The following is a 17695-nucleotide window of genomic DNA, read 5'->3' as shown; positions in this document are numbered from 1 at the left end:
CAATGCGGATTTCGTCGGGTGAGCGCGCCGGTGCTCGAGGTGCGCGACATCGCCAAGCGTTTTGGCGGGCTGGCGGCGCTCGACGGCGCCAGCCTCGCGCTGCAGGCGGGACGCGTCACCGGGCTGATCGGCCCGAACGGCGCGGGCAAGACGACGCTGCTCAACGTCATGACCGGCCTGGTGCGGCCGGACGCCGGCCAGGTCCTGCTGTCGGGGCAGGACGTCACCGGCCTCGCCACCCACCGCTACGCGGCGCTCGGCGTCGCCCGCACGTTCCAGATCGTGCGCGAGCTCGGCAGCCTCACGGTGCTGGAGAACCTGCTGCTCGCGCCGCGCCGGCAAAGCGGCGAAGGCGTCGCGACGGGGCTGTTCGCGCGCCCGAAATGGTGGCGGGAGGAGCGCGCGAACGCCGCGAAGGCGCGCGAGCTGCTGGAGCGGATCGGCCTCTGGAAGCTCGCCGACCAGCCCTCCGCCGGCTTGTCGGGCGGCCAGAAGAAGCTGCTCGATCTCGCCCGCGCGCTGCTGCTCGAACCGAAGCTCATCCTGCTGGACGAGCCCGGCGCCGGCGTGTCTCCGCCCGTCAAGCAGGAGCTGATCCGCCTCATCCGCGAGCTGAAGGCGGAGGGCGTCTCGTTCGGGCTGATCGAGCACGACATGCATCTGATCGGCGAACTCTGCGACGAGGTCCACGTCATGGCCGAGGGCCGCAACCTGGTCTCCGGAACGTTCCGGGAGGTCATCGCGGACCGGCGCGTGGTCGAAGCCTATCTGGGGGTGGCGGCGTGAGGCCGGCGGAAGCCTCCATGCCGGCGCTCGCGGCCAGGGGCTTGCGCGCAGGCTACGGCCGCGGCGCCGACATCGTGCGCGGCGTCGACCTCGACCAGGCGCCGGAGAGCATCGTCACGGTGATCGGCCCGAACGGCTCGGGCAAGTCGAGCTTCGTCAAGACGCTGGCCGGGCTGCTCCCGGCGCGCGCCGGCAGCGTCAGCGTCACCGGCCGGGACGTGACCGCCGAGCCCCCGGCCCGGCGGGTCGCCGCGGGCCTCGCCTATGTGCCGCAGGAAGCCAACGTCTTCCCGAGCCTGACCATCGGCGAGAACCTCAAGCTCGCGACCGAATTCCTGCGCGGCCGGGCGGGCGTCGGGGCCGAGCAGCGCACGCGCGTTCTCGAGCTCTTCCCCGAGCTCGGCGCGCGGCTCAGAACCCGCGCCGGCGACCTGTCGGGCGGCCAGCGGCAGATGCTGGCTTTCGCGAGCGCGCTGCTCGCCGCCCCGGAGGTGCTGCTGCTCGACGAGCCGTCCGCCGGGCTCTCGCCAAAATTCGTGGGCGAGACCATGGAGGCGATCGTGCGCGTCCGGCAGACCGGCGTGACCGTCCTGCTGGTCGAGCAGAACGTCGCCGCCGCCCTCAGGATCGCCGACGAGGCGGTGGTGCTGGTCGCAGGCCAGGTCAGCCTGCGCGCGCCGGCCAAGGACGTCAGCCCCGCCGATCTCGGCGACCTGTTCTTCGCAAAGGTCGCCTGATGGCCGCCCAGCTTTTCCTCAACGGCCTGGTCACCGGGCTCCTGCTCGCGCTGCCGGCGCTCGCCCTGACGCTGATCTTCGGCGTGCTGAAGTTCGCCAATTTCGCGGTCGGCGCGATGCTGACCTTCGGCGCCTACGCGGCCTGGGTCGCCAACGTCCAGCTCGGGCTTCCGCTGTTCGCCTCGGCGCTGGTGGCGGCCGCGGCGACCGCCCTCGCGGGGGTCGTGGCTGACCACTTCGCCTTCGAGCGCCTGCGCGAGCGCGGCTCCATCACCCTGATGGTCGCCTCGATGGGCGTGTCGCTGGTGATCGAGAACGTCTGCCGCTTCTTCTTCGGCAACGCCAGCCGCGGCTTCGACATCCCGCCGTCGCGTCCGATCCGCTGGGAGGGGCTGCGCATCAACCACGAACAGATCACGACCGCCGTCACGGTGGTCCTGTGCCTGATCGCGGTCGACCTGCTGCTGCGCTTCTCGCCGCTCGGCCGCGCCATGCGGGCGGTCGCCGACAACGCCTCGCTGGCCGCGGTGCGCGGCGTCGACCGCCGGGTGATCGCGCGGCTGACCTGGGCCCTGTCCGGCGCGCTGCTCGGGCTCGCGGGCGTCCTCGCCGGGCTCGACCGCGCGATCGATCCGCTGATCGGCTGGAACTACCAGATCCCGATCTTCGCCGCCGCGATCCTGGGCGGCCTCGGCTCGCCGCTCGGCGCGGTCGCCGGCGCCATCGTGATCGGCGTCGCGGAAGAGATGTCGGCGCTCGTGATCCCGACCAACTACCGCCAGGTCGTGAGCTTCACCGTGATCCTCGCGCTGCTGCTGTTCCGCGCGAATGGGCTGTTCGGAGCAAAGGCTGCGCGCAAATGACCGCTTATCTCGTCACTGTCGCCATCCTGGTCTGCGAAGCCGCGCTGATCGGGCTCGCCCTGAACTTCCAGTGGGGCCTCGCCGGGCTGGTGAACTTCGGCGTCGTCGGCTTCGTGGCGATCGGGGCCTATGTGACCGCGCTGCTGGCGCCCGAGCTCGGCTGGCTGCCCGCCATGGCAGCGGCCGGCGCGATCTCGGCCGCGCTCAGCACCGGGCTCGCGCTGCTGTCGATCCGGCTCGAGGAGAACTACCTGGCCATCGTGACGATCGGCTTCGGCGAGATCGTTCGGCTCGTCATTCTCAATGAGGAGTGGCTGACGCAGGGCGCGCTCGGCATCGCGGACATTCCGCGGCCTTTCGCGGCCCTGGGCGAGGCGTTCGGCGGCGACCTCGTCTTCATCGCCTTCACCGGCGCGCTTCTGGCGATCGTGTTCCTCGGGCTCGAGGGGCTGGCGCGCTCCCCCTTCGGCCGGGCGCTGCGCGCCATCCGCGACGACGCGACCGTGACGGCCGCGCTCGGCAAGCCGGTGTTCGCCCTCAGGGTGCGGGCCTTCGCGGTCGGCGGCGCGGTGATGGGGATCGCCGGCGCGCTGCACGCCTTCTACCTGCGCTACATCGATCCGAGCCAGTTCACGCCCATCGTCACCGCCTACGCCTTCATGGCGGTGATCGCGGGCGGGCGCGGCTCCAACGTCGGCCTGCTGCTCGGCGCGGGCTCGATCATGGCGCTGCTTGAGGGCACGCGCTTCCTCAAGGACTTCATCTCGGCGATCGACGGCGTGCAGCTCTCGGCGCTGCGCCTCGGCCTGATCGGCGTCGGCATCGTGCTGCTGCTCATCCTGCGGCCGCAGGGTCTCGTGCCGGAGCCGCGGCGCCGGGTCGCCGACGTGCTGCCCGGAGGCCGCGACTGATGCCCCGCGTCACCCCCCTGCCCTCCTCCGCGCTGCCGCCCGAGCAGGCCGCGCTCTACGAGACCTTCGCGAGCGGCTATGCGGACTTCCGCGAGCAGGCGGCGGCCCTCGCCCACGTCCCGGCGGCGCTCGACGGGCTCTACGGCATGCTGCTGCGGCTGAGGGCCGAGGCGGCGGTTCCGCTTCGCTATATCGAGCTCGCGGTCGTCACCGTCTCGAAGATCAATCTCTGCGCCTACTGCGTCGCGCATCATCAGCCGCTGCTCGGCGTCGAGGGCGTGCCGGAGGACGCGATCGCCGGGCTTCCGGATTTCGACCATCCGGCCTTCGACGCGACCGACCGGCTGGTCGTCGAATACGCCCGCCTCGTCACCGAGACCCCCGGCCGCATCCGCGACGGCGTGTTCGAGCGCCTGCGCGAGGTCTTCTCCGAACGCCAGATCGTCGAGCTCACGGTGCGCATCGCGCTCGCGGGCTTCTTCAACCGCTTCAACGACGCCCTGCAGATCGACGACGGGCGCTCGGCCCCGCTCCTCGAGACGTGACCACCCGAGCCCAGAGAAGGACGCCAGCATGACCGACGCCCTGTCCATGACCCGCCGCTCCGTCGTCGCCGGCCTCGGCGCGCTGCCGCTCGCCGCGGCGCTGCGGACGCCCGCCATCGCGCAGGCCGCCGACGTGCCGATCGGCATGGTGCTGCCGTTCTCCGGCGCGACCGGCGCCTATGGCCCGGCGATGAAGCAGGCGGCCGACCTCGTCGTCTCCAAGGTGAACGACTCCGGCGGCATCCTGGGCGGCCGCAAGCTCAAGCTGTTCATCGAGGATTCCGAGACCAGCGCGACCACCAGCGTCACCGCCAGCAAGAAGCTGCTCGAGGTCAACAAGGTCGAGCTGGTCGGCGGCTTCTGGGGCAGCCCCGAGGCGCTCGCCGCCAAGCCCATCATCCTCGCGGCCAACAAGGTGCAGATGCTGTCCTGCGCGGCGAACGCCGTGACGGAGGGCGACACCAAGGGGCTGATCTACCGGCTGCAGGCCAAGAGCAGCCAGTGGGGCCCGGCCGGCGCCAAGGTGATGGAGAAGATCGGCGCCAGGAAGGTCACCGTGCTGGCGCAGCAGAACCCCTTCATCGTCGCCATGGTGGAGCCGTTCAAGGCCGAGATGGCCAGGATCGGCGGCGAGGTGATCGACGTCGTGATGTACAACCCCGACCAGGCCTCCTACCGCGCCGAAGTCGAGAAGGCCTTCGGGCCGGAGCCGGACGCCGTGTTCGTGCTGCCGCTGCTCACCGACATGGTCTCGATCTCGAAGGAGATCTATCGCGGCGGCTTCACCTCCAAGGTGGTCTCGCTCGGCACCGGCGCGGACGCCGAGGGCAAGTTCCTTCAGGCGGTCGGACCGGAGGTCGCCGAGGGCATCTATCACCTGCAGCCGGCCCCGCCGATCGAGAGCGCCTCCTACGCCAGGTTCGTGAAGGAGATGGGCGCTCCCGAGGGCACCGTGTTCCTGTTCGCCGGCAACGCCTGGGACCAGATCTGCATCACGGCGCTCGCGATGGAGCACGCCAAGACCCAGGAAGCGGCGGTGTGGACCAAGTCGGTCCGCGAAGTCTGCAACCCTCCGGGAGAATTCGTCGACGACGTGGTCGAAGCCCTGAAGATGATCCGCGACGGAAAGAAGATCAACTTCAACGGCGCCGGCTGCACCTGCGACTTCGACGAGAAGGGCGACTCGCTGAACAGGTCCTTCTACGTCCAGCTCATCAAGGACGGGAAGAACACCCCGTTCGCCGTGGTGAGCTGACGCACCAGCGTCCGAGTAGAACTGCCGAACAACAACGACGCGCGGCCGTGGAGACCGCGCGCAAGGGAGCCGTGCGCCTGACGGCCACGGAGGAAAAGATGAGCCAGGACAAGCAGATCCACCTGTGTGGTTTCCTCGTCGCCGGTCCCGTGGTGCACAGCCACGCGATCTGGCGCAACCCGGCGCATGAGACGCCGTTCCTGACGCTCGGGCACTATGCCGGCATCGCCCGGACGCTCGAGCGCGGCATGTTCGACTTCGTGTTCTTCGCCGACCGGCTCGCCATCGCGGACCGCTACGGCGACAGCCACGAGATCGGCATCCGCCATGGCGACCAGGACGCCACCCGGATGGACCCGGTGCCGATCCTCGGCGCGATGGCGGCCGTGACCTCACATCTCGGCCTCGGGGCGACGCGGTCCACGACCTATGACGCGCCCTACAATCTCGCTCGCGAGTTCGCGACGCTCGACCACATCTCGGGCGGCCGGGCGGCCTGGAACGTCGTGACCTCGATGAACGACGGCGAGGCGCTCAATTTCGGCGTCGCGCAGCACCTCAGCCATGACGAGCGCTACGACCGGGCCGACGAGTTCATGGAGCTCGCCTTCAAGCTCTGGGACAGCTGGGAGCCCGACGCGCTGGTGCTCGACCGCGCCGCCGGGATCTACGCCGACCCCGCCAAGGTGCGTTACGCCAACCACAAGGGCCGCTGGTTCCAGTCGCGCGGGCCGCTCAACATCCCGCGCAGCCCGCAGGGGCGGCCGCTGATCATCCAGGCCGGCTCCTCGGGCCGCGGCAAGGCCTTCGCGGCGCGCTGGTCGGAGGTGATCTTCGCCCTGCAGCCGAACCTCACCCGGATGGGCGTCTTCAAGGCCGACGTCGCGGCCGCGCTCGAGAAGGAAGGCCGCGCGCCGGACGCCGCCAAGGTGATGATGGCCGTGATGCCGTTCATTGGCGACAGCCGCGCCGAGGCCGAGGACAAGCGCGACCTGCATGACAGCCTTGTTGATCCCCGCGTCGGGCTCTCGACGCTCGCCGCGCACGCCAACGCCGACTTCTCGTCGCTGCCGCTCGAGGCGACCGTCAACGAGATCGCCGACACCGGCAGCCAGGGCAACCTCGCGGCGCTGCGCTCCATCGCGGGCGACGGCTCGACCACGATCGCGGAGGCGGGCCGCATCTACGGCCGCGGCGTGATGTGCCCGCGCGTCACCGGCACGGCCGAGGACGTCGCCGAGGAGCTGATCTCGATCGTCGACAGCGGCGCGGCCGACGGCTTTGTGATCTCGCCGGCCTTCCTGCCCGACACCTTCGACGACTTCGTCGACAGGGTCACGCCGATCCTGCAGAAGCGCGGCCGGCTGAGGAGCAGCTACGGCGCCGGCTCGCTGCGCGACCGTCTGAACGGCGCGGGGCGGCCGTGAGCGGCGCCGCCGCGCTCAACGGAGCCGCCCCCGCGGGCGTCTCCGCCGCCGCGTTCCGGGCCACGATGCGCCGGCACGCCGCCGGCGTGGTCGTGGTCACCAGCAGCAGCGGGGGCGTGGCGAACGGCATGACGGCGACCGCGGTCGCGAGCGTCACCGCCGATCCGCCGACGGTGCTGATCGTCGTCAACCGGAGCAGCCAGTCCTATGGCCTGATCCGCCGCGGCGGCGCCTTCGCGCTCAACTTCCTCTCGGAATCGCAGCAGGAGGTCGCGAGCTATTTCGCCGGATCGGAGCCCAAAAGCTTCGACGCCGCGCCGCACCGGCCCGGCGTGCGGGACTGCCCGCTGCTGGAAGGCTGCGCGGCGCATCTCGAATGTCTGGTCGAGGACCGACACGAAGTGGGAAGCCACGCGATCTTCATCGGCCGCGTGGTGGCCGCGAGCGCAGGCGACGCAGCGCCGCTCGCCTATTTCGAAGCCGGCTTCCACGGCCTGAAGGCGCTCTAGCGCGCGCCTCGCACTGAGACCTCCCGCTGAGGCGCGCGCCGCCTCAGCGGGAGGAACTTGCGTGTTACGACGCGATCTCGATGATCGCTTCGACCTCGACCGCCGCGCCGAAGGGCAGCGCCGCGACGCCGACCGCCGAACGGGCGTGGCGGCCCTTCTCGCCGAACGCCGCGACCATCAGGTCCGAGGCGCCGTTGACGACCTTCGGCTGGTCGCCGAAATCGGGCGTCGAGGCGACGAAGCCGACCAGCTTCACGACGCGCGCCACCTTGTCGAGGTCGCCGAGCGCCGCGCGGGCCTGCGCCATCACGTTGATGGCGCAGAGCTGGGCCGCCTTCTGGGCGTCCTCGACCGAGACGCCGGCGCCGAGCGTGCCGGTCAGCGTGACGCCGCCCGGGCCGATCGGGAGCTGGCCCGAGATATAGAGCATGTTCCCGGAGCGGACCGCCGGAACGTAGTTCGCCGCCGCCGCGACCGGCTCCGGCAGCGTGATTCCAAGCTCGCTGAGCCGCGCTTCGACTTCTCCGGCCATCAGCCGTTCTCCTCGTGTTTGTGCTTGTGAAAGGGTTCAGCCGACGGCCGCGTAGCCGTCGCGGCGCGGGTCGCTCGCGGCGACGTAGCCCTCGACCGACGGATCGCCCATCCGCCAGATGAACTGGCCGGCGCCGAAATCCTGGTAGCTGTCGTTGATCACGCTGATCTCGTGGCCGCGGCCGACCAGCCCGTCGACGGTCTCGCCCGCCATGTTCGCCTCGACGTTGATGTCGAGGCCGGCGTTGAAGCGCCAGCGCGGCGCGTCGCAGGCCGCCTGCGGGTTCTGGTCGAAGTCGATCATCCGCACCAGCGTCTGCAGGTGACCCTGCGGCTGCATGTTGCCGCCCATGACGCCGAAGCTCATCACCGGCTGGCCATCCCTGGTCAGGAAGCCCGGAATGATCGTCTGGAACGGCCGTTTGCCGGGCGCGACGACGTTCGGGCTCGCCGCGTCGAGGTGGAAGCCGTGGCCGCGGTTCTGCAGCGAGAGCCCCCATTCCGGCAGGCAGACGCCCGAGCCGAAGCCCATGAAGTTCGACTGGATGAAGCTCACCATCATGCCGTTCTCATCGGCGGCGGTGAGATAGATGGTGCCGCCCCGGACCGGGTTCCGCGCCGCGAACGCCTGGGCGCGGCTCGGGTCGATCAGCCTGGCGGCCTCGGCCAGGTAGGAATCGTCGAGCAACTGGGCGGGCGTCACCCGCATATGCTCGAGATCCGCCACATGCGCATAGGTGTCGGCGAAGGCGAGCTTCATGGCCTCGATCTGGAGATGCGTGGCGTCGACGCCGTCGGCGCTCAGCCCCTTCAGGTCGAAGTTCTCGAGGATGCCGAGCGCGATCAGCGCCGCGATCCCCTGCCCGTTCGGCGGGATCTCGTGGACCGTGTAGCCGCGGTAGTTCTTCTCGATCGGCTCGACCCACTGCGCCTTGAAGCCCGCGAGGTCCTTCGCCGTCATGGAGCCGCCATTGGCGCGGGAATGCGCCTCCATGGCCTCGGCGATCTCGCCGCCATAGAGCGCCGCGCCGTTCGTCTCGGCGATGGCGCGCAGCATGCGGGCCGCGCCCGGCAGCGTCACCAGCTCGCCGACCTCCGGCGCGCGGCCGCGCGGCAGGAACATCTCGGCGAAGCCCGGCTGGCGGGTGATCTCCGGCACGGCGGCGGCCGCCGCCCATTTGCCCTGGACGACGGTCGGGCAGAGATAGCCGCGCTCGGCGAGCTCGATCGCAGGCGCGAGCACGTCCGCGAAGGGCAGCTTGCCGAAGCGGTCATGCAGCGCCACCCAGGCGCCGACCGCGCCCGGAACCGTCACGCTGTCCCAACCGCGCATCGGCGGGCGCGCCTGGCCCTCGCCGTACTTGCGCGCGAAATAGTCCGGCGTCCACGTGGCGGGCGAGCCGCCCGAGCCGTTGAGACCGTGCAGCTTCTCGCCGTCCCACAGGATGCAATAGGCGTCGGAGCCGAGGCCGTTCGAGCACGGCTCGACCAGCGCCATGACGGCGGCGGAGGCGATCGCCGCGTCGACCGCGTTGCCGCCGCGCCAGATCGTCTGCAGGCCCGCCTGCGCGCCCAGCGGGTGCGAGGTCGAGACGACGTTGCGCCCGAACACGGGCATGCGGCGCGAGGGGTAACCGGCCGTCCAGTCGAAGCTCTGCGTCATCGAATCCCTCCTCACGCCCCGCCGAACACGGCGTCGAGCCGCGCCAGCGGACCTGCCAGATCGAACCCGCGCTCGACAAGCCAGGCGTCGTTGAAAATCGTCGAGCGGTAGCGCTCGCCGCTGTCACAGAGCAGCGTCACGATCGCGCCCTCCCGGCCCGCCGCCTTCATCTCCTCGATGAGCTGCATGCAGGCCCAGATGTTGGTTCCGGTCGAACCGCCGCAGGAACGCCCGAGCAGCGAGCTCGCCACCCGCGCGGCGGCGATCGAGGCGGCGTCCGGCACGGCGATCATGCGGTCGACCAGTTCGGGCACGAAGGACGGCTCGACCCTGGCGCGGCCGATCCCCTCGATCACGCTCTCGCACCGGTCCACCCGGCGAACCGAGCGCTCGGCGTAGTGCCGGTGGAACACCGAACACTCCGGATCGGCGACGCACAGCGAGGTTTCGAACTTCCGGTAGCGGATGTAGCGGCCGATCGTGGCCGACGTGCCGCCGGTGCCCGCGCCGCACACCACCCAGTCCGGGGTCGGGCGGGCTTCGAGCTCAAGCTGGGCGAACATCGACTCGGCGATGTTGTTGTTGCCGCGCCAGTCGGTCGCCCGCTCGGCGTAGGTGAACTGATCCATGAAGTGGCCGCCGATCTCCGCGGCCAGCCGCTCGGCCTCGCCGGAGACGTCGGGATGGTCGACGAGATGCGCCTGACCGCCGTGGAACTCGATCGCGGCGATCTTCTCGCGCGCCGTCCGGCGCGGCATCACGGCCATGAACCGCAGCCCGAGCAGCTTCGCGAAATAGGCCTCGGAGATCGCGGTGGAGCCGCTCGAGGACTCCACGATGGTGGTGTCCGGCCCGATCCAGCCGTTGCACAGCGCGTAGAGGAACAGCGAGCGCGCGAGCCGGTGCTTGAGGCTCCCGGTCGGGTGGCTCGACTCGTCCTTCACGTAGAGCGCGATGCCCGGCGTGCGGGGGAGCTCGACGCGGATGAGATGCGTGTCGGCCGAGCGGTTGACGTCGGCCTCGATCTTGAAGATCGCCCGGGACACCCAGGCGCGCCGATCGGCATCGGCGGTCGCCGACCGTCCTTCTCTCTCTTTCAGCGCAAGCATTCAGGAAGCTTTCAGTTCCGCCTCGGCGCGCGCCCGCAGCGCCGCCCGGTCGATCTTGTTGGTCGAGGCGAGCAGCATCTGGTCCAGGAACCAGACCCGGCGCGGGTGCTGGTACGCCGGAGCGTTCTCGAGCGCGAAGGCCTTGATGGCCTGCTCGTCGACGGTCGATCCGGGCTTCCGGACGATGAAGGCGACCGGCTTCTGCCCCTTGATGTCGTCGTCGACCGGCACGACGCTCGCCTGCAGCACCTCCGGGTGCGTCTCCAGCACCGCCTCGACCTCGCCGGGGAAGATGTTCTCGCCGCCGGAGACGAACATGTCGTCTGTGCGGCCGACGAAGTAGTAGAAGCCGTCCTCGTCGCGGCGGAACACGTCCCCGGTGTCGTAGAAGCCGTCGTCGGTGATCGGCGAACGGACGTCCGGCCGGTTGTGATAGCCGAGCATGATGGCCGGGCTCTTCATCTGGAGCACGCCCTTGTCGGGCGCCTCCTCGCCGACCAGCCGCAGCTCGACGCCCGGATGAGGCTTGCCGACCGAGCCGGTCGGCTCGTCGCCCGTGCTGAAGAACACCACCGGGCCGCCTTCCGTGGTGCCGTAGGCGTTGATGATGCGGGCGTTCGGCAGCAGCTCGCGGATCTGGCCGCTCAGCGTGTCGTTGACCGGCGCGGAGCCCATCCGGACGACGCGGACGCTGGAGAGGTCGGCGTCCGCCAGCGCCTCCTTCTCGCGCAGCATCATCGCGATCATCGGCGGCACCGCGGTCGCCCAGGTGCAGCGGTGGCGCGCGATCGCGCCGATGAAGGAGCGCGCCTGAAACTGCGGCAGCAGCACCACCGTGGCGCCGCTCGCAAGCGCCAGCAGCGCGTTGGCGAGCGCGTTCATGTGGTAGAGCGGCGCCGCGATCAGCACCCGGTCGTCAGACAGGTCGTTGTCGGCCATGCGCGTCCTGACGACCCACAGATGCGCGGCGTGGCTGAGCAGCACGCCCTTGGGCCGGCCGGTCGAGCCGGAGGTGTAGAGGGTGAGCGCAGGCTCGCGCTCCTCCGGGACCACCGGCGTGAACGCCCCGGCGTCCAGCCATTCGGCGATCCCAGGGCCGTCGAAGTCGATCGCCTCGACCCCGTCCGCGACCTGGTCGCGCCGCGCCGGGTCGCAGAACACGGCGCGCGCGCCGCTGTCGGAGATCACATGCTCGATGGTCGCCTTGGGGAACTTGAAGTTGACCGGCGCCGGCACGATCCCCGCCTGCATCGCGCCGAGCATCAGAGCGATGTAGTCGGGCCGGTTCGCCGCCACGATCGCGACCCGGTCGCCGCGCTTCAGGCCGCGCCGGACGAGGCCGCGCGCGAAGGCGTGGGCGCGCGCCGCGAGCCCGCCATAGGTCAGGATCGTCTCGGACTGCCCGGCGTCGACCCCGATGATCGCGATCTTCTCGGGATCGACGCTCGGGCTGAGGATGTCGCCGAGATTGGAAGCGGTGATCATGCGATGCTCCGGCATTCGAGGCTGAGCTCGAGCGACGCGATGTCGAGGCGCGCGGCGTCCGCCGCGGTCCGTCGCCATGTCACCCCCGTCAGCCCCGTCGCGGCCTGCTCCAGGCGGCCGAGCCCTCGGAACGTCAGGCCGAGCTTCGTGAAGCGGGGTCGTTCGGCGGAAACGACGTCGATGTGGAAGTCGTCCACCGACACGCGCCAGAGGCCATCCCCGGCCTCGACCGCGCTGTCGGCCGCCGCGGCGTAGAGCGAGGCGGCGGTCTCCGGCTCGGGCGACGCGACCTCGATGCGGTCGAAGCCCGCGAAGCCGTTGGGGTGCTCGAGCCACTCCTCACGCCAGACAAGCTCCGGCGTGAGGTGCTGGCAGAAATAGACGCGGCCGGCGGGGAACAGCTCCGCCGCCACCCGCACGGTGCGGAAGCGCGCGTCGCGCGCCTCCCCGTCGATTTCGACCGGCCGCGAGAACGCGACCGGCTCCGTCGGAGACAAGCCCGCCGCCGACAGCCGCTGGTAGGCGGCGTCGGCGTCGTCGGTCTTGAACACGAGGCCGCTGAGCCCGAACGGGCTGTCCAGCACCTCCTGGCGCTGCTTGCCGGTCTCCGGCACCGCGACAAGCTCGAGATAGTCGCCCGGCGCCATCATCAGGTGATTGATGGAGCCAAGCGAGTGGCGGCCGAGCGGCGTCAGCGTGAAGCCGAGCGCCGCGAAGGTTTCTGCCGCCGCGTCCATGCCGCGCAGCGCATTGACCACGACATGATCGAGCGTCGTGGTCACTTGGCGGGCGCCGTCATGTAGACGCCGCGACCGCTGGCGAGCAGGCGTCCGTCCTGGTCGAGGATCTGTGCCTCGGCGACGGAAAGCGTGCCGCCGAACTTCACCAACTTGCCCTTCGCCGTCAGGTCGCCCTGCATGGCGGCGCGATGATAATCGACCCGCAGGTCGACCGTAGGCACGCCGCGGCCGGTCTTCGAGACGAGCGCCCAGTCGGCGGTCAGATCAACGAGCGTCGCCAGGATGCCGCCATGGACGTAGCCGCGCTCGGCGTTGACGACCCATTCGGGCCGCCACGTCGCCTTGAGCTCGATCTCGCCGTCTCCGACGGAGACGACCTTGAGCCCGAGCCACTGGTGGAACGGCCCACGCAGCAGCTTCTCCTCGACCTCGGCGGCGGTCAGCACGGGGGCCTCGCTCACGGCGTCACCACGATCTTGCCCATGACCTCGCGGTCACGGATCATCCGGAGGCCTTCGGCCGCCTCTTCGAGGCTGAGCTCCTTGTCGACCACCGGCTTCAGCGTGCCCTCCTGGATCATGTCCATGAGCGCGGCGAGGTCGTCATCGTAGAAGGAGTTGGAGCCGATGACCTTGAGCTCGAAGCTCCAGATGTAGCGCAGGTCTTCCTTGGGATCGTGGCCGGCGGTGGCGCCGCAGACCAGGATCGAGCCGCCGCGCTTCACGCATTTCAGCGAGGGCGCCCAGGTGTCGCCGCCGGTGAAGTTGATGACGACGTCGACGCCGCCCTCATAAGTGCGACGCTGCGGCTTGCCGTACTTCTCGATCGCCCATTTGGAGAAGTCGGTCTCGCGGTAGTTCACCACGTGATCGGCGCCGAGTTCCTTCAGCCGGTCCATCTTGTCCTGGCTGCCGGCGCAGGCGATGACCTCGCAGCCGAGCTGCTTGGCGAGCATCACGCAGCCCGTTCCGACGCCGCCCGAGGCGCCGAGGATCAGCACCTTGTCGCCGGCCTTCACCGTCTTGTGCGTGACCAGCATGCGGTGCGCGGTGCCGTAGGCGACGGGGAGCGAGGCCGCGTCCACGAAGCTGACCTTGTCGGGCATGCGGATCAGCTGGCCGACCGAGACCTTGCAGTACTGCGCCATGCCGCCGTCGAGCATTTCGCCCATCAGGCCCTTGCCGGGATAGAGCGGGTTGACGAGCACGCGGTCGCCGACCTTCCAGCCCGTGACGCCCTCGCCGAGCTCGGTGATCTCGCCGGCCATGTCGAGGCCGATGATCACCGGCAGCGGCACCTTGATGCCCGGCATGCCCTTCACGGTGAACACGTCGTGATAGTTGAACGAGGAGGCTCCGACGCGGATCACAACATGGCCGGCGTCCGCCGTCGGGACCGGATAGTCGTCCACGACGGTCAAATCCGTGACGTCGCCGTGCTGCTTCAGCAGCAAAGCCTTCATGGTCGCAGTCATTTCGATGCTTTCTCTTTTGCGGCGCTTGCGCGCTTGTCGTTGGGGCTAGGTGCGGGCGGCCGTCACTTGATGGCCTTGGACGCCTCGTAGGGCGCAGTCACGAGGGCCGCGTCCGGCAGTTCGCCTTTCACGGCGCCGACGGACTTGAACACCTCGAACTCGGTTTTCAGAGACGCCAGATCGGCGGGCTCCATCGAGACGGAGTAGATGCCGTCCCAGAGGGCCGCGTAGGCCTTGGCGTCGTCTTCCTTCATGTTGGCGGCCTGGACGAGCGCCTTGGCGACGGCCGCCTTGTCGGCCTTGCCGAACTCGTAGGCCTTGCGCATGCCGGCGACGATCTTGGCGGCCGCCTCCGGATTGGCCTTCAGCCACTCGTTGCGCACCAGGCCCACGCCGAGCACGGGCGCGGCTTCGGCCTTCGAGAGCTTCTTCCACTCGTCGCGGAACGAGCCGATCTTCCGCAGCTTCACGTCCTTGATGAGCGCGATCGTGACCGAGCGCAGCGAGGCGGCGTCGATGTCCTTCTGGACGAGGAACTGCGCGAGGCGCGGGTCGTTGCCGGGCACCTGCGTGAAGTCGCCCGGCTTGAAGCCATAGTTCTTCTCGAGGATCGCGGACATGATCGCGGCCGTCGCGCTGCCGGCCGGCGAACCGCCGATCTTCTTGCCCTTCAGGTCCTCCATCGTCTTGATGGGGCTGTCCTCCGGCACCACGAAGTCGAGCTCGGCGATCTGCGTCGCCAGCATGATCGACATCGGCAGGCCGTCGGCCGCCACGCTCATGGAGGCCGCCGCCGGAGCGCCGATCGCGAAGTCGATCGCGCCGGCCGCCATCGCCTTGGTCGGCGCGTTCACGTCCGGGAACTTGACGTATTCGACCTCGAGGCCCTCGGCCTCCATGAACTTGCCGCTTTCGAGCACCGCGCCGAAGCCGAGGCTGACGCCCGAGCTCCAGTAGCCGATGCGGACTTTCTCGGCGTGGGCCGGGGCGGCCGCCCCGAGAATGGCCGCGAAGGCGGCGGCGAACACTGCAATGCGCTTCACGACTGCTGCTCCAAAGTTTCGTTGCCGAACACGGGTGAGGAGTTCACTGGCCGCCAGCCTTCTTCTTCCAGGCGAAGAGGCGGCTTTCGAGCGGCTTGAGGACGAGGGACTCGATCGCGATCATCAGCGCGACCAGCGTCAGGGTCCATGCGAACACCTGATCGGTCTGGACGAGGTCGGCCGCCTGGCGCAGCCGATAGCCGATGCCGCTCGAGGCGCCGAGGGTCTCCGCCACCAGGCTGACGCGAGCGCCGAACCCGAACGCGAGACGCGCGCCCGCGAAGAACGGCGGCAGGATCGTCGGCAGGTAGATCTTGAGCATCACCTGCAGGCGCGACATGCGGAAGGTCTGCGCCAGTTCGACGAAGTCGGCGTTCACGGTGCGGGTGCCCTGCCAGACATTGGTCAGGATCAGCGGCATCGCCGTCATGAAGACCACGAAGATCGTGGTCCAGTCGGACAGCCCGAACCAGATCAGCGCGAAGATCGCCCAGATGCTCGACGACACGGTGTTCACGACGGTGAGCACAGGGTCGAAGAACTCGCCGAGCTTCTCGTTCGCGCCGAGCAGGACGCCCAGCGGAACGCCGATCGCGGCGGCGAGCGCGAAGCCCATCAGCACGCGCCAGAACGTGATGCCGAAGTCCCGCCAGAAACCGGCGGTGACCACGAGGCTCCACCAGGCGTCGAACACCCGCCCGGGGCTCGGCAGCACGAACGGCGCCGTCCCGAGCGAGGCGACCTGCCAGATGACCAGCAGCAGCAGGAGCAGGAGGACGCGCATGGAGAGGAGGCGGAGCCGCTTCTCACGCGAGCCCTGGGTGTGGCTGGTCTTGGGGCCGTCAGTCGGCCGTTTTTCAACAAGGGGCGTCGCGGCGGGCACCGGCATGCTCAAAGGCTCTCGCGCAGGGAGCGCGCCTCCTGTTGGACCTCCGCGGAGGTGCGGTCGCGGGGATAAGGAAGATCGATCGTGCGGGTCTCGCGGACGCGGCCCGGACGCGGGTTCAGCACCACCACCCTGCTCGCGAGCACGACAGCCTCCTCGACGTCGTGGGTGACGAACAGGATCGTCATCGACATCAGCTCGGCGATCCGCAGCACCTCGGCGTGCATCTGTTCGCGGATGGTGGGATCGAGCTTCGAGAACGGCTCGTCCATCAGCAGAAGAGTGGGACGGGTCACCAGGCTGCGGGCGAGCGCCACGCGGCTGCGCATGCCGCCCGAAAGCTCGTGCGGGAAAACGTCGGCGAACTGCGAGAGCCCCACGAGCTCGAGCGTCTCGGCGACGCGCTCCTTCCGCTCGGCCCGTCCGACGCCGGCGGCCTCGAGACCGAAGGCGACGTTCTGGGCGGCGGTGCGCCAGGGGAGCAGGCGATCCTCCTGGAACATGTAGGTCATCGAGCGCCAGTCCTTGAACTCGCTCGCCTTGACCCCGTTCAGGAACAGGCAGCCGCGATCGGGCTCGATGAGGCCCGCCACGATGTTGAGAAGCGTGGACTTGCCGCAGCCCGAAGCGCCCACGATCGCCGTGATCGTCTTTTCGGGGGCCTCAAGATCGATGTTCTGCAGGACGTGAAGGCTCTCGCCGTCCCTGCGCTCGAACCACTTGCTGACGCACTGAACCTTGACGGAGGCCATCCGGATCAGCCTTTCCAACCAACGGCGGGAGCGCCGACCGGAACGATCGCGGCGGCCTCCTTGAGGCTCGCGACGACCTTCTCCATGACCATATCGCGGAACGTTTCGACGTGCCGCCGCGCGACCTCCTCGGCCGCGTCGGCGTCTCCCGCCACAAGATGTCTGATCATCAGCGTGTGATCGTTCTCGATGTTGGGCCGTACGCGCTGCACGCCGAAGCCGAGGGCCACGAGGCGGGTCATCTCGTCCAGCAGGCCGGAGAGCGCGCGGCAGAGGCGGTCGTTGCCCGACGACATGGCGATCGCCATGTGGAAGGACCGGTTGGCCTCGAGGAAGAAGTCGATCTGGTTGCCGACGTCGCCCGGAAGCTTGCCGCGGCACGCATTCTCCAGACGCTCAAGCTGGGCTCGGTTCACCCGTCCGGAGGCGAGCCGGGCCGCCAGCGGCTCCAGCACCATGCGGAGCGCGAACACTTCGTCCACGTCCTTCACGGTGACCTGCGCCACCCGGTAGCCGTGGCGCGGCATCGACGTCACCAGTCCGCCCTCGGTGAGCCGCTGAAGGGCGATCCGAAGGCTCGCCTTTCCGACCTGCAGGCGCTCCATCATCTCGTGCTCGGTGAAGCGCGCGCCCGGCATGATGCGGCACGACACGATCTCGCGACGCAGAAGGTCGTAGGCATGGTTGCCGCGTAAGGTGGTCTCGTGCATCGCGATCTTCGCTGACGAAGCGTCGGAGCCGACGTTGGCCCTGAACAGTGTCATAAGGTCCCCACAACATTACGGTGAGCAGCTTACGGACAGAGAGTGGGAGGCCCAAGCCGAAACATTACGCATCGACCAAAGGCTAAATTTCCTCCGAGCTCCCGATAAGCGCCTGACTAGACTTCGTTTTTGCGGAGCTGCCGTCCTCCCCTGCGCCGCAGGCGCCCGCTTCAGCAGCATTCTGCACGAGCGCTAGGCTGCTGAGCGCCCCGCCC

At 69.4% G+C, this 17695-nt stretch carries 19 protein-coding genes; 8 read left to right on the top strand and 11 right to left on the bottom strand.

What is annotated here, in order from left to right; genetic code table 11:
• Positions 1 to 18 precede the first annotated feature (18 nt).
• From GGR24_RS11590 to GGR24_RS11555, 8 genes are all read left to right on the top strand, one after another.
• Complete coding sequence (locus tag GGR24_RS11590) at positions 19 to 786, top strand: ATP-binding cassette domain-containing protein (protein WP_183395513.1); 768 nt, start codon at positions 19 to 21, stop codon at positions 784 to 786.
• A gap of 17 nt (positions 787 to 803) precedes the next feature.
• Complete coding sequence (locus GGR24_RS11585) at positions 804 to 1523, top strand: ABC transporter ATP-binding protein (RefSeq protein WP_183395512.1); 720 nt, start codon at positions 804 to 806, stop codon at positions 1521 to 1523.
• Positions 1523 to 2386 (top strand): branched-chain amino acid ABC transporter permease, encoded by an 864-nt coding sequence (locus tag GGR24_RS11580; RefSeq protein ID WP_183395511.1) that lies wholly within the window; start codon positions 1523 to 1525, stop codon positions 2384 to 2386. The genes GGR24_RS11585 and GGR24_RS11580 overlap by 1 nt, the downstream gene beginning before the upstream one ends.
• The gene (locus GGR24_RS11575; RefSeq protein WP_183395510.1) at positions 2383 to 3297 is read left to right on the top strand and encodes a branched-chain amino acid ABC transporter permease; all 915 of its coding nucleotides are present in this window, start codon (positions 2383 to 2385) and stop codon (positions 3295 to 3297) included. The genes GGR24_RS11580 and GGR24_RS11575 overlap by 4 nt, the downstream gene beginning before the upstream one ends.
• The gene (locus GGR24_RS11570) at positions 3297 to 3842 is read left to right on the top strand and encodes a carboxymuconolactone decarboxylase family protein (RefSeq protein ID WP_183395509.1); all 546 of its coding nucleotides are present in this window, start codon (positions 3297 to 3299) and stop codon (positions 3840 to 3842) included. Before GGR24_RS11575 ends, GGR24_RS11570 begins: the two co-directional genes overlap by 1 nt.
• A gap of 28 nt (positions 3843 to 3870) precedes the next feature.
• Positions 3871 to 5097, top strand: coding sequence for an ABC transporter substrate-binding protein (locus tag GGR24_RS11565; RefSeq protein ID WP_183395508.1), 1227 nt, complete (start codon positions 3871 to 3873; stop codon positions 5095 to 5097).
• Positions 5098 to 5195: 98 nt separating this feature from the next.
• Positions 5196 to 6524, top strand: coding sequence for an LLM class flavin-dependent oxidoreductase (locus GGR24_RS11560; RefSeq protein ID WP_183395507.1), 1329 nt, complete (start codon positions 5196 to 5198; stop codon positions 6522 to 6524).
• Entirely contained in the window at positions 6521 to 7033 is a 513-nt protein-coding gene (locus GGR24_RS11555) for a flavin reductase (protein WP_183395506.1), read from the top strand. The genes GGR24_RS11560 and GGR24_RS11555 overlap by 4 nt, the downstream gene beginning before the upstream one ends.
• A gap of 64 nt (positions 7034 to 7097) precedes the next feature.
• Here GGR24_RS11555 and GGR24_RS11550 read toward each other — a convergent pair whose 3' ends face one another.
• The 11 genes from GGR24_RS11550 to GGR24_RS11500 form a co-directional block, all read right to left on the bottom strand.
• Positions 7098 to 7565: a RidA family protein gene (locus GGR24_RS11550; protein WP_183395505.1), complete on the bottom strand. Its 468-nt coding sequence runs from the start codon at positions 7563 to 7565 to the stop codon at positions 7098 to 7100.
• Positions 7566 to 7601: 36 nt separating this feature from the next.
• Positions 7602 to 9227: a gamma-glutamyltransferase family protein gene (locus GGR24_RS11545; RefSeq protein WP_210286153.1), complete on the bottom strand. Its 1626-nt coding sequence runs from the start codon at positions 9225 to 9227 to the stop codon at positions 7602 to 7604.
• An 11-nt stretch (positions 9228 to 9238) separates the two neighbouring features.
• Positions 9239 to 10336: a PLP-dependent cysteine synthase family protein gene (locus GGR24_RS11540; RefSeq protein WP_183395504.1), complete on the bottom strand. Its 1098-nt coding sequence runs from the start codon at positions 10334 to 10336 to the stop codon at positions 9239 to 9241.
• Entirely contained in the window at positions 10337 to 11821 is a 1485-nt protein-coding gene (locus tag GGR24_RS11535; RefSeq protein ID WP_183395503.1) for a class I adenylate-forming enzyme family protein, read from the bottom strand.
• Positions 11818 to 12603 (bottom strand): VOC family protein, encoded by a 786-nt coding sequence (locus GGR24_RS11530; protein WP_343066246.1) that lies wholly within the window; start codon positions 12601 to 12603, stop codon positions 11818 to 11820. Before GGR24_RS11530 ends, GGR24_RS11535 begins: the two co-directional genes overlap by 4 nt.
• Entirely contained in the window at positions 12600 to 13022 is a 423-nt protein-coding gene (locus tag GGR24_RS11525; protein ID WP_183395502.1) for a hotdog fold thioesterase, read from the bottom strand. The genes GGR24_RS11530 and GGR24_RS11525 overlap by 4 nt, the downstream gene beginning before the upstream one ends.
• A complete protein-coding gene (locus GGR24_RS11520) occupies positions 13019 to 14035 on the bottom strand; it encodes a zinc-binding dehydrogenase (RefSeq protein WP_183395501.1) in 1017 nt (338 codons plus the stop codon). Before GGR24_RS11520 ends, GGR24_RS11525 begins: the two co-directional genes overlap by 4 nt.
• Positions 14036 to 14097: 62 nt before the next feature.
• Positions 14098 to 15078 (bottom strand): MqnA/MqnD/SBP family protein, encoded by a 981-nt coding sequence (locus tag GGR24_RS11515; RefSeq protein ID WP_183395500.1) that lies wholly within the window; start codon positions 15076 to 15078, stop codon positions 14098 to 14100.
• 43 nt (positions 15079 to 15121) lie between these two features.
• Positions 15122 to 15967 (bottom strand): ABC transporter permease, encoded by an 846-nt coding sequence (locus tag GGR24_RS11510; protein WP_183395499.1) that lies wholly within the window; start codon positions 15965 to 15967, stop codon positions 15122 to 15124.
• A 2-nt stretch (positions 15968 to 15969) separates the two neighbouring features.
• On the bottom strand, positions 15970 to 16716 hold the full coding sequence (locus GGR24_RS11505; RefSeq protein ID WP_183395498.1) for an ABC transporter ATP-binding protein: 747 nt from the start codon (positions 16714 to 16716) through the stop codon (positions 15970 to 15972).
• A 5-nt stretch (positions 16717 to 16721) separates the two neighbouring features.
• Complete coding sequence (locus tag GGR24_RS11500) at positions 16722 to 17480, bottom strand: GntR family transcriptional regulator (protein ID WP_246398330.1); 759 nt, start codon at positions 17478 to 17480, stop codon at positions 16722 to 16724.
• Positions 17481 to 17695 lie beyond the last annotated feature (215 nt).

This window comes from Hansschlegelia beijingensis (genome assembly GCF_014196425.1).
In the GTDB taxonomy this organism is placed as follows: Bacteria; Pseudomonadota; Alphaproteobacteria; order Rhizobiales; family Methylopilaceae; genus Methylopila; species Methylopila beijingensis.
This window is presented reverse-complemented; position numbering and strand designations above follow the sequence as displayed.

Coding starts and splice junctions, on each gene's coding strand:
- GGR24_RS11585 (WP_183395512.1), top strand. CDS start 804: ATGCCGGCGCTCGCGGCCAGGGGCTTGCGCGCAGGCTACGGCCGCGGC.
- GGR24_RS11580 (WP_183395511.1), top strand. CDS start 1,523: ATGGCCGCCCAGCTTTTCCTCAACGGCCTGGTCACCGGGCTCCTGCTC.
- GGR24_RS11575 (WP_183395510.1), top strand. CDS start 2,383: ATGACCGCTTATCTCGTCACTGTCGCCATCCTGGTCTGCGAAGCCGCG.
- GGR24_RS11570 (WP_183395509.1), top strand. CDS start 3,297: ATGCCCCGCGTCACCCCCCTGCCCTCCTCCGCGCTGCCGCCCGAGCAG.
- GGR24_RS11565 (WP_183395508.1), top strand. CDS start 3,871: ATGACCGACGCCCTGTCCATGACCCGCCGCTCCGTCGTCGCCGGCCTC.
- GGR24_RS11560 (WP_183395507.1), top strand. CDS start 5,196: ATGAGCCAGGACAAGCAGATCCACCTGTGTGGTTTCCTCGTCGCCGGT.
- GGR24_RS11550 (WP_183395505.1), bottom strand. CDS start 7,565: ATGGCCGGAGAAGTCGAAGCGCGGCTCAGCGAGCTTGGAATCACGCTG.
- GGR24_RS11545 (WP_210286153.1), bottom strand. CDS start 9,227: ATGACGCAGAGCTTCGACTGGACGGCCGGTTACCCCTCGCGCCGCATG.
- GGR24_RS11540 (WP_183395504.1), bottom strand. CDS start 10,336: ATGCTTGCGCTGAAAGAGAGAGAAGGACGGTCGGCGACCGCCGATGCC.
- GGR24_RS11535 (WP_183395503.1), bottom strand. CDS start 11,821: ATGATCACCGCTTCCAATCTCGGCGACATCCTCAGCCCGAGCGTCGAT.
- GGR24_RS11520 (WP_183395501.1), bottom strand. CDS start 14,035: ATGACTGCGACCATGAAGGCTTTGCTGCTGAAGCAGCACGGCGACGTC.
- GGR24_RS11510 (WP_183395499.1), bottom strand. CDS start 15,967: ATGCCGGTGCCCGCCGCGACGCCCCTTGTTGAAAAACGGCCGACTGAC.
- GGR24_RS11505 (WP_183395498.1), bottom strand. CDS start 16,716: ATGGCCTCCGTCAAGGTTCAGTGCGTCAGCAAGTGGTTCGAGCGCAGG.
- GGR24_RS11500 (WP_246398330.1), bottom strand. CDS start 17,480: ATGACACTGTTCAGGGCCAACGTCGGCTCCGACGCTTCGTCAGCGAAG.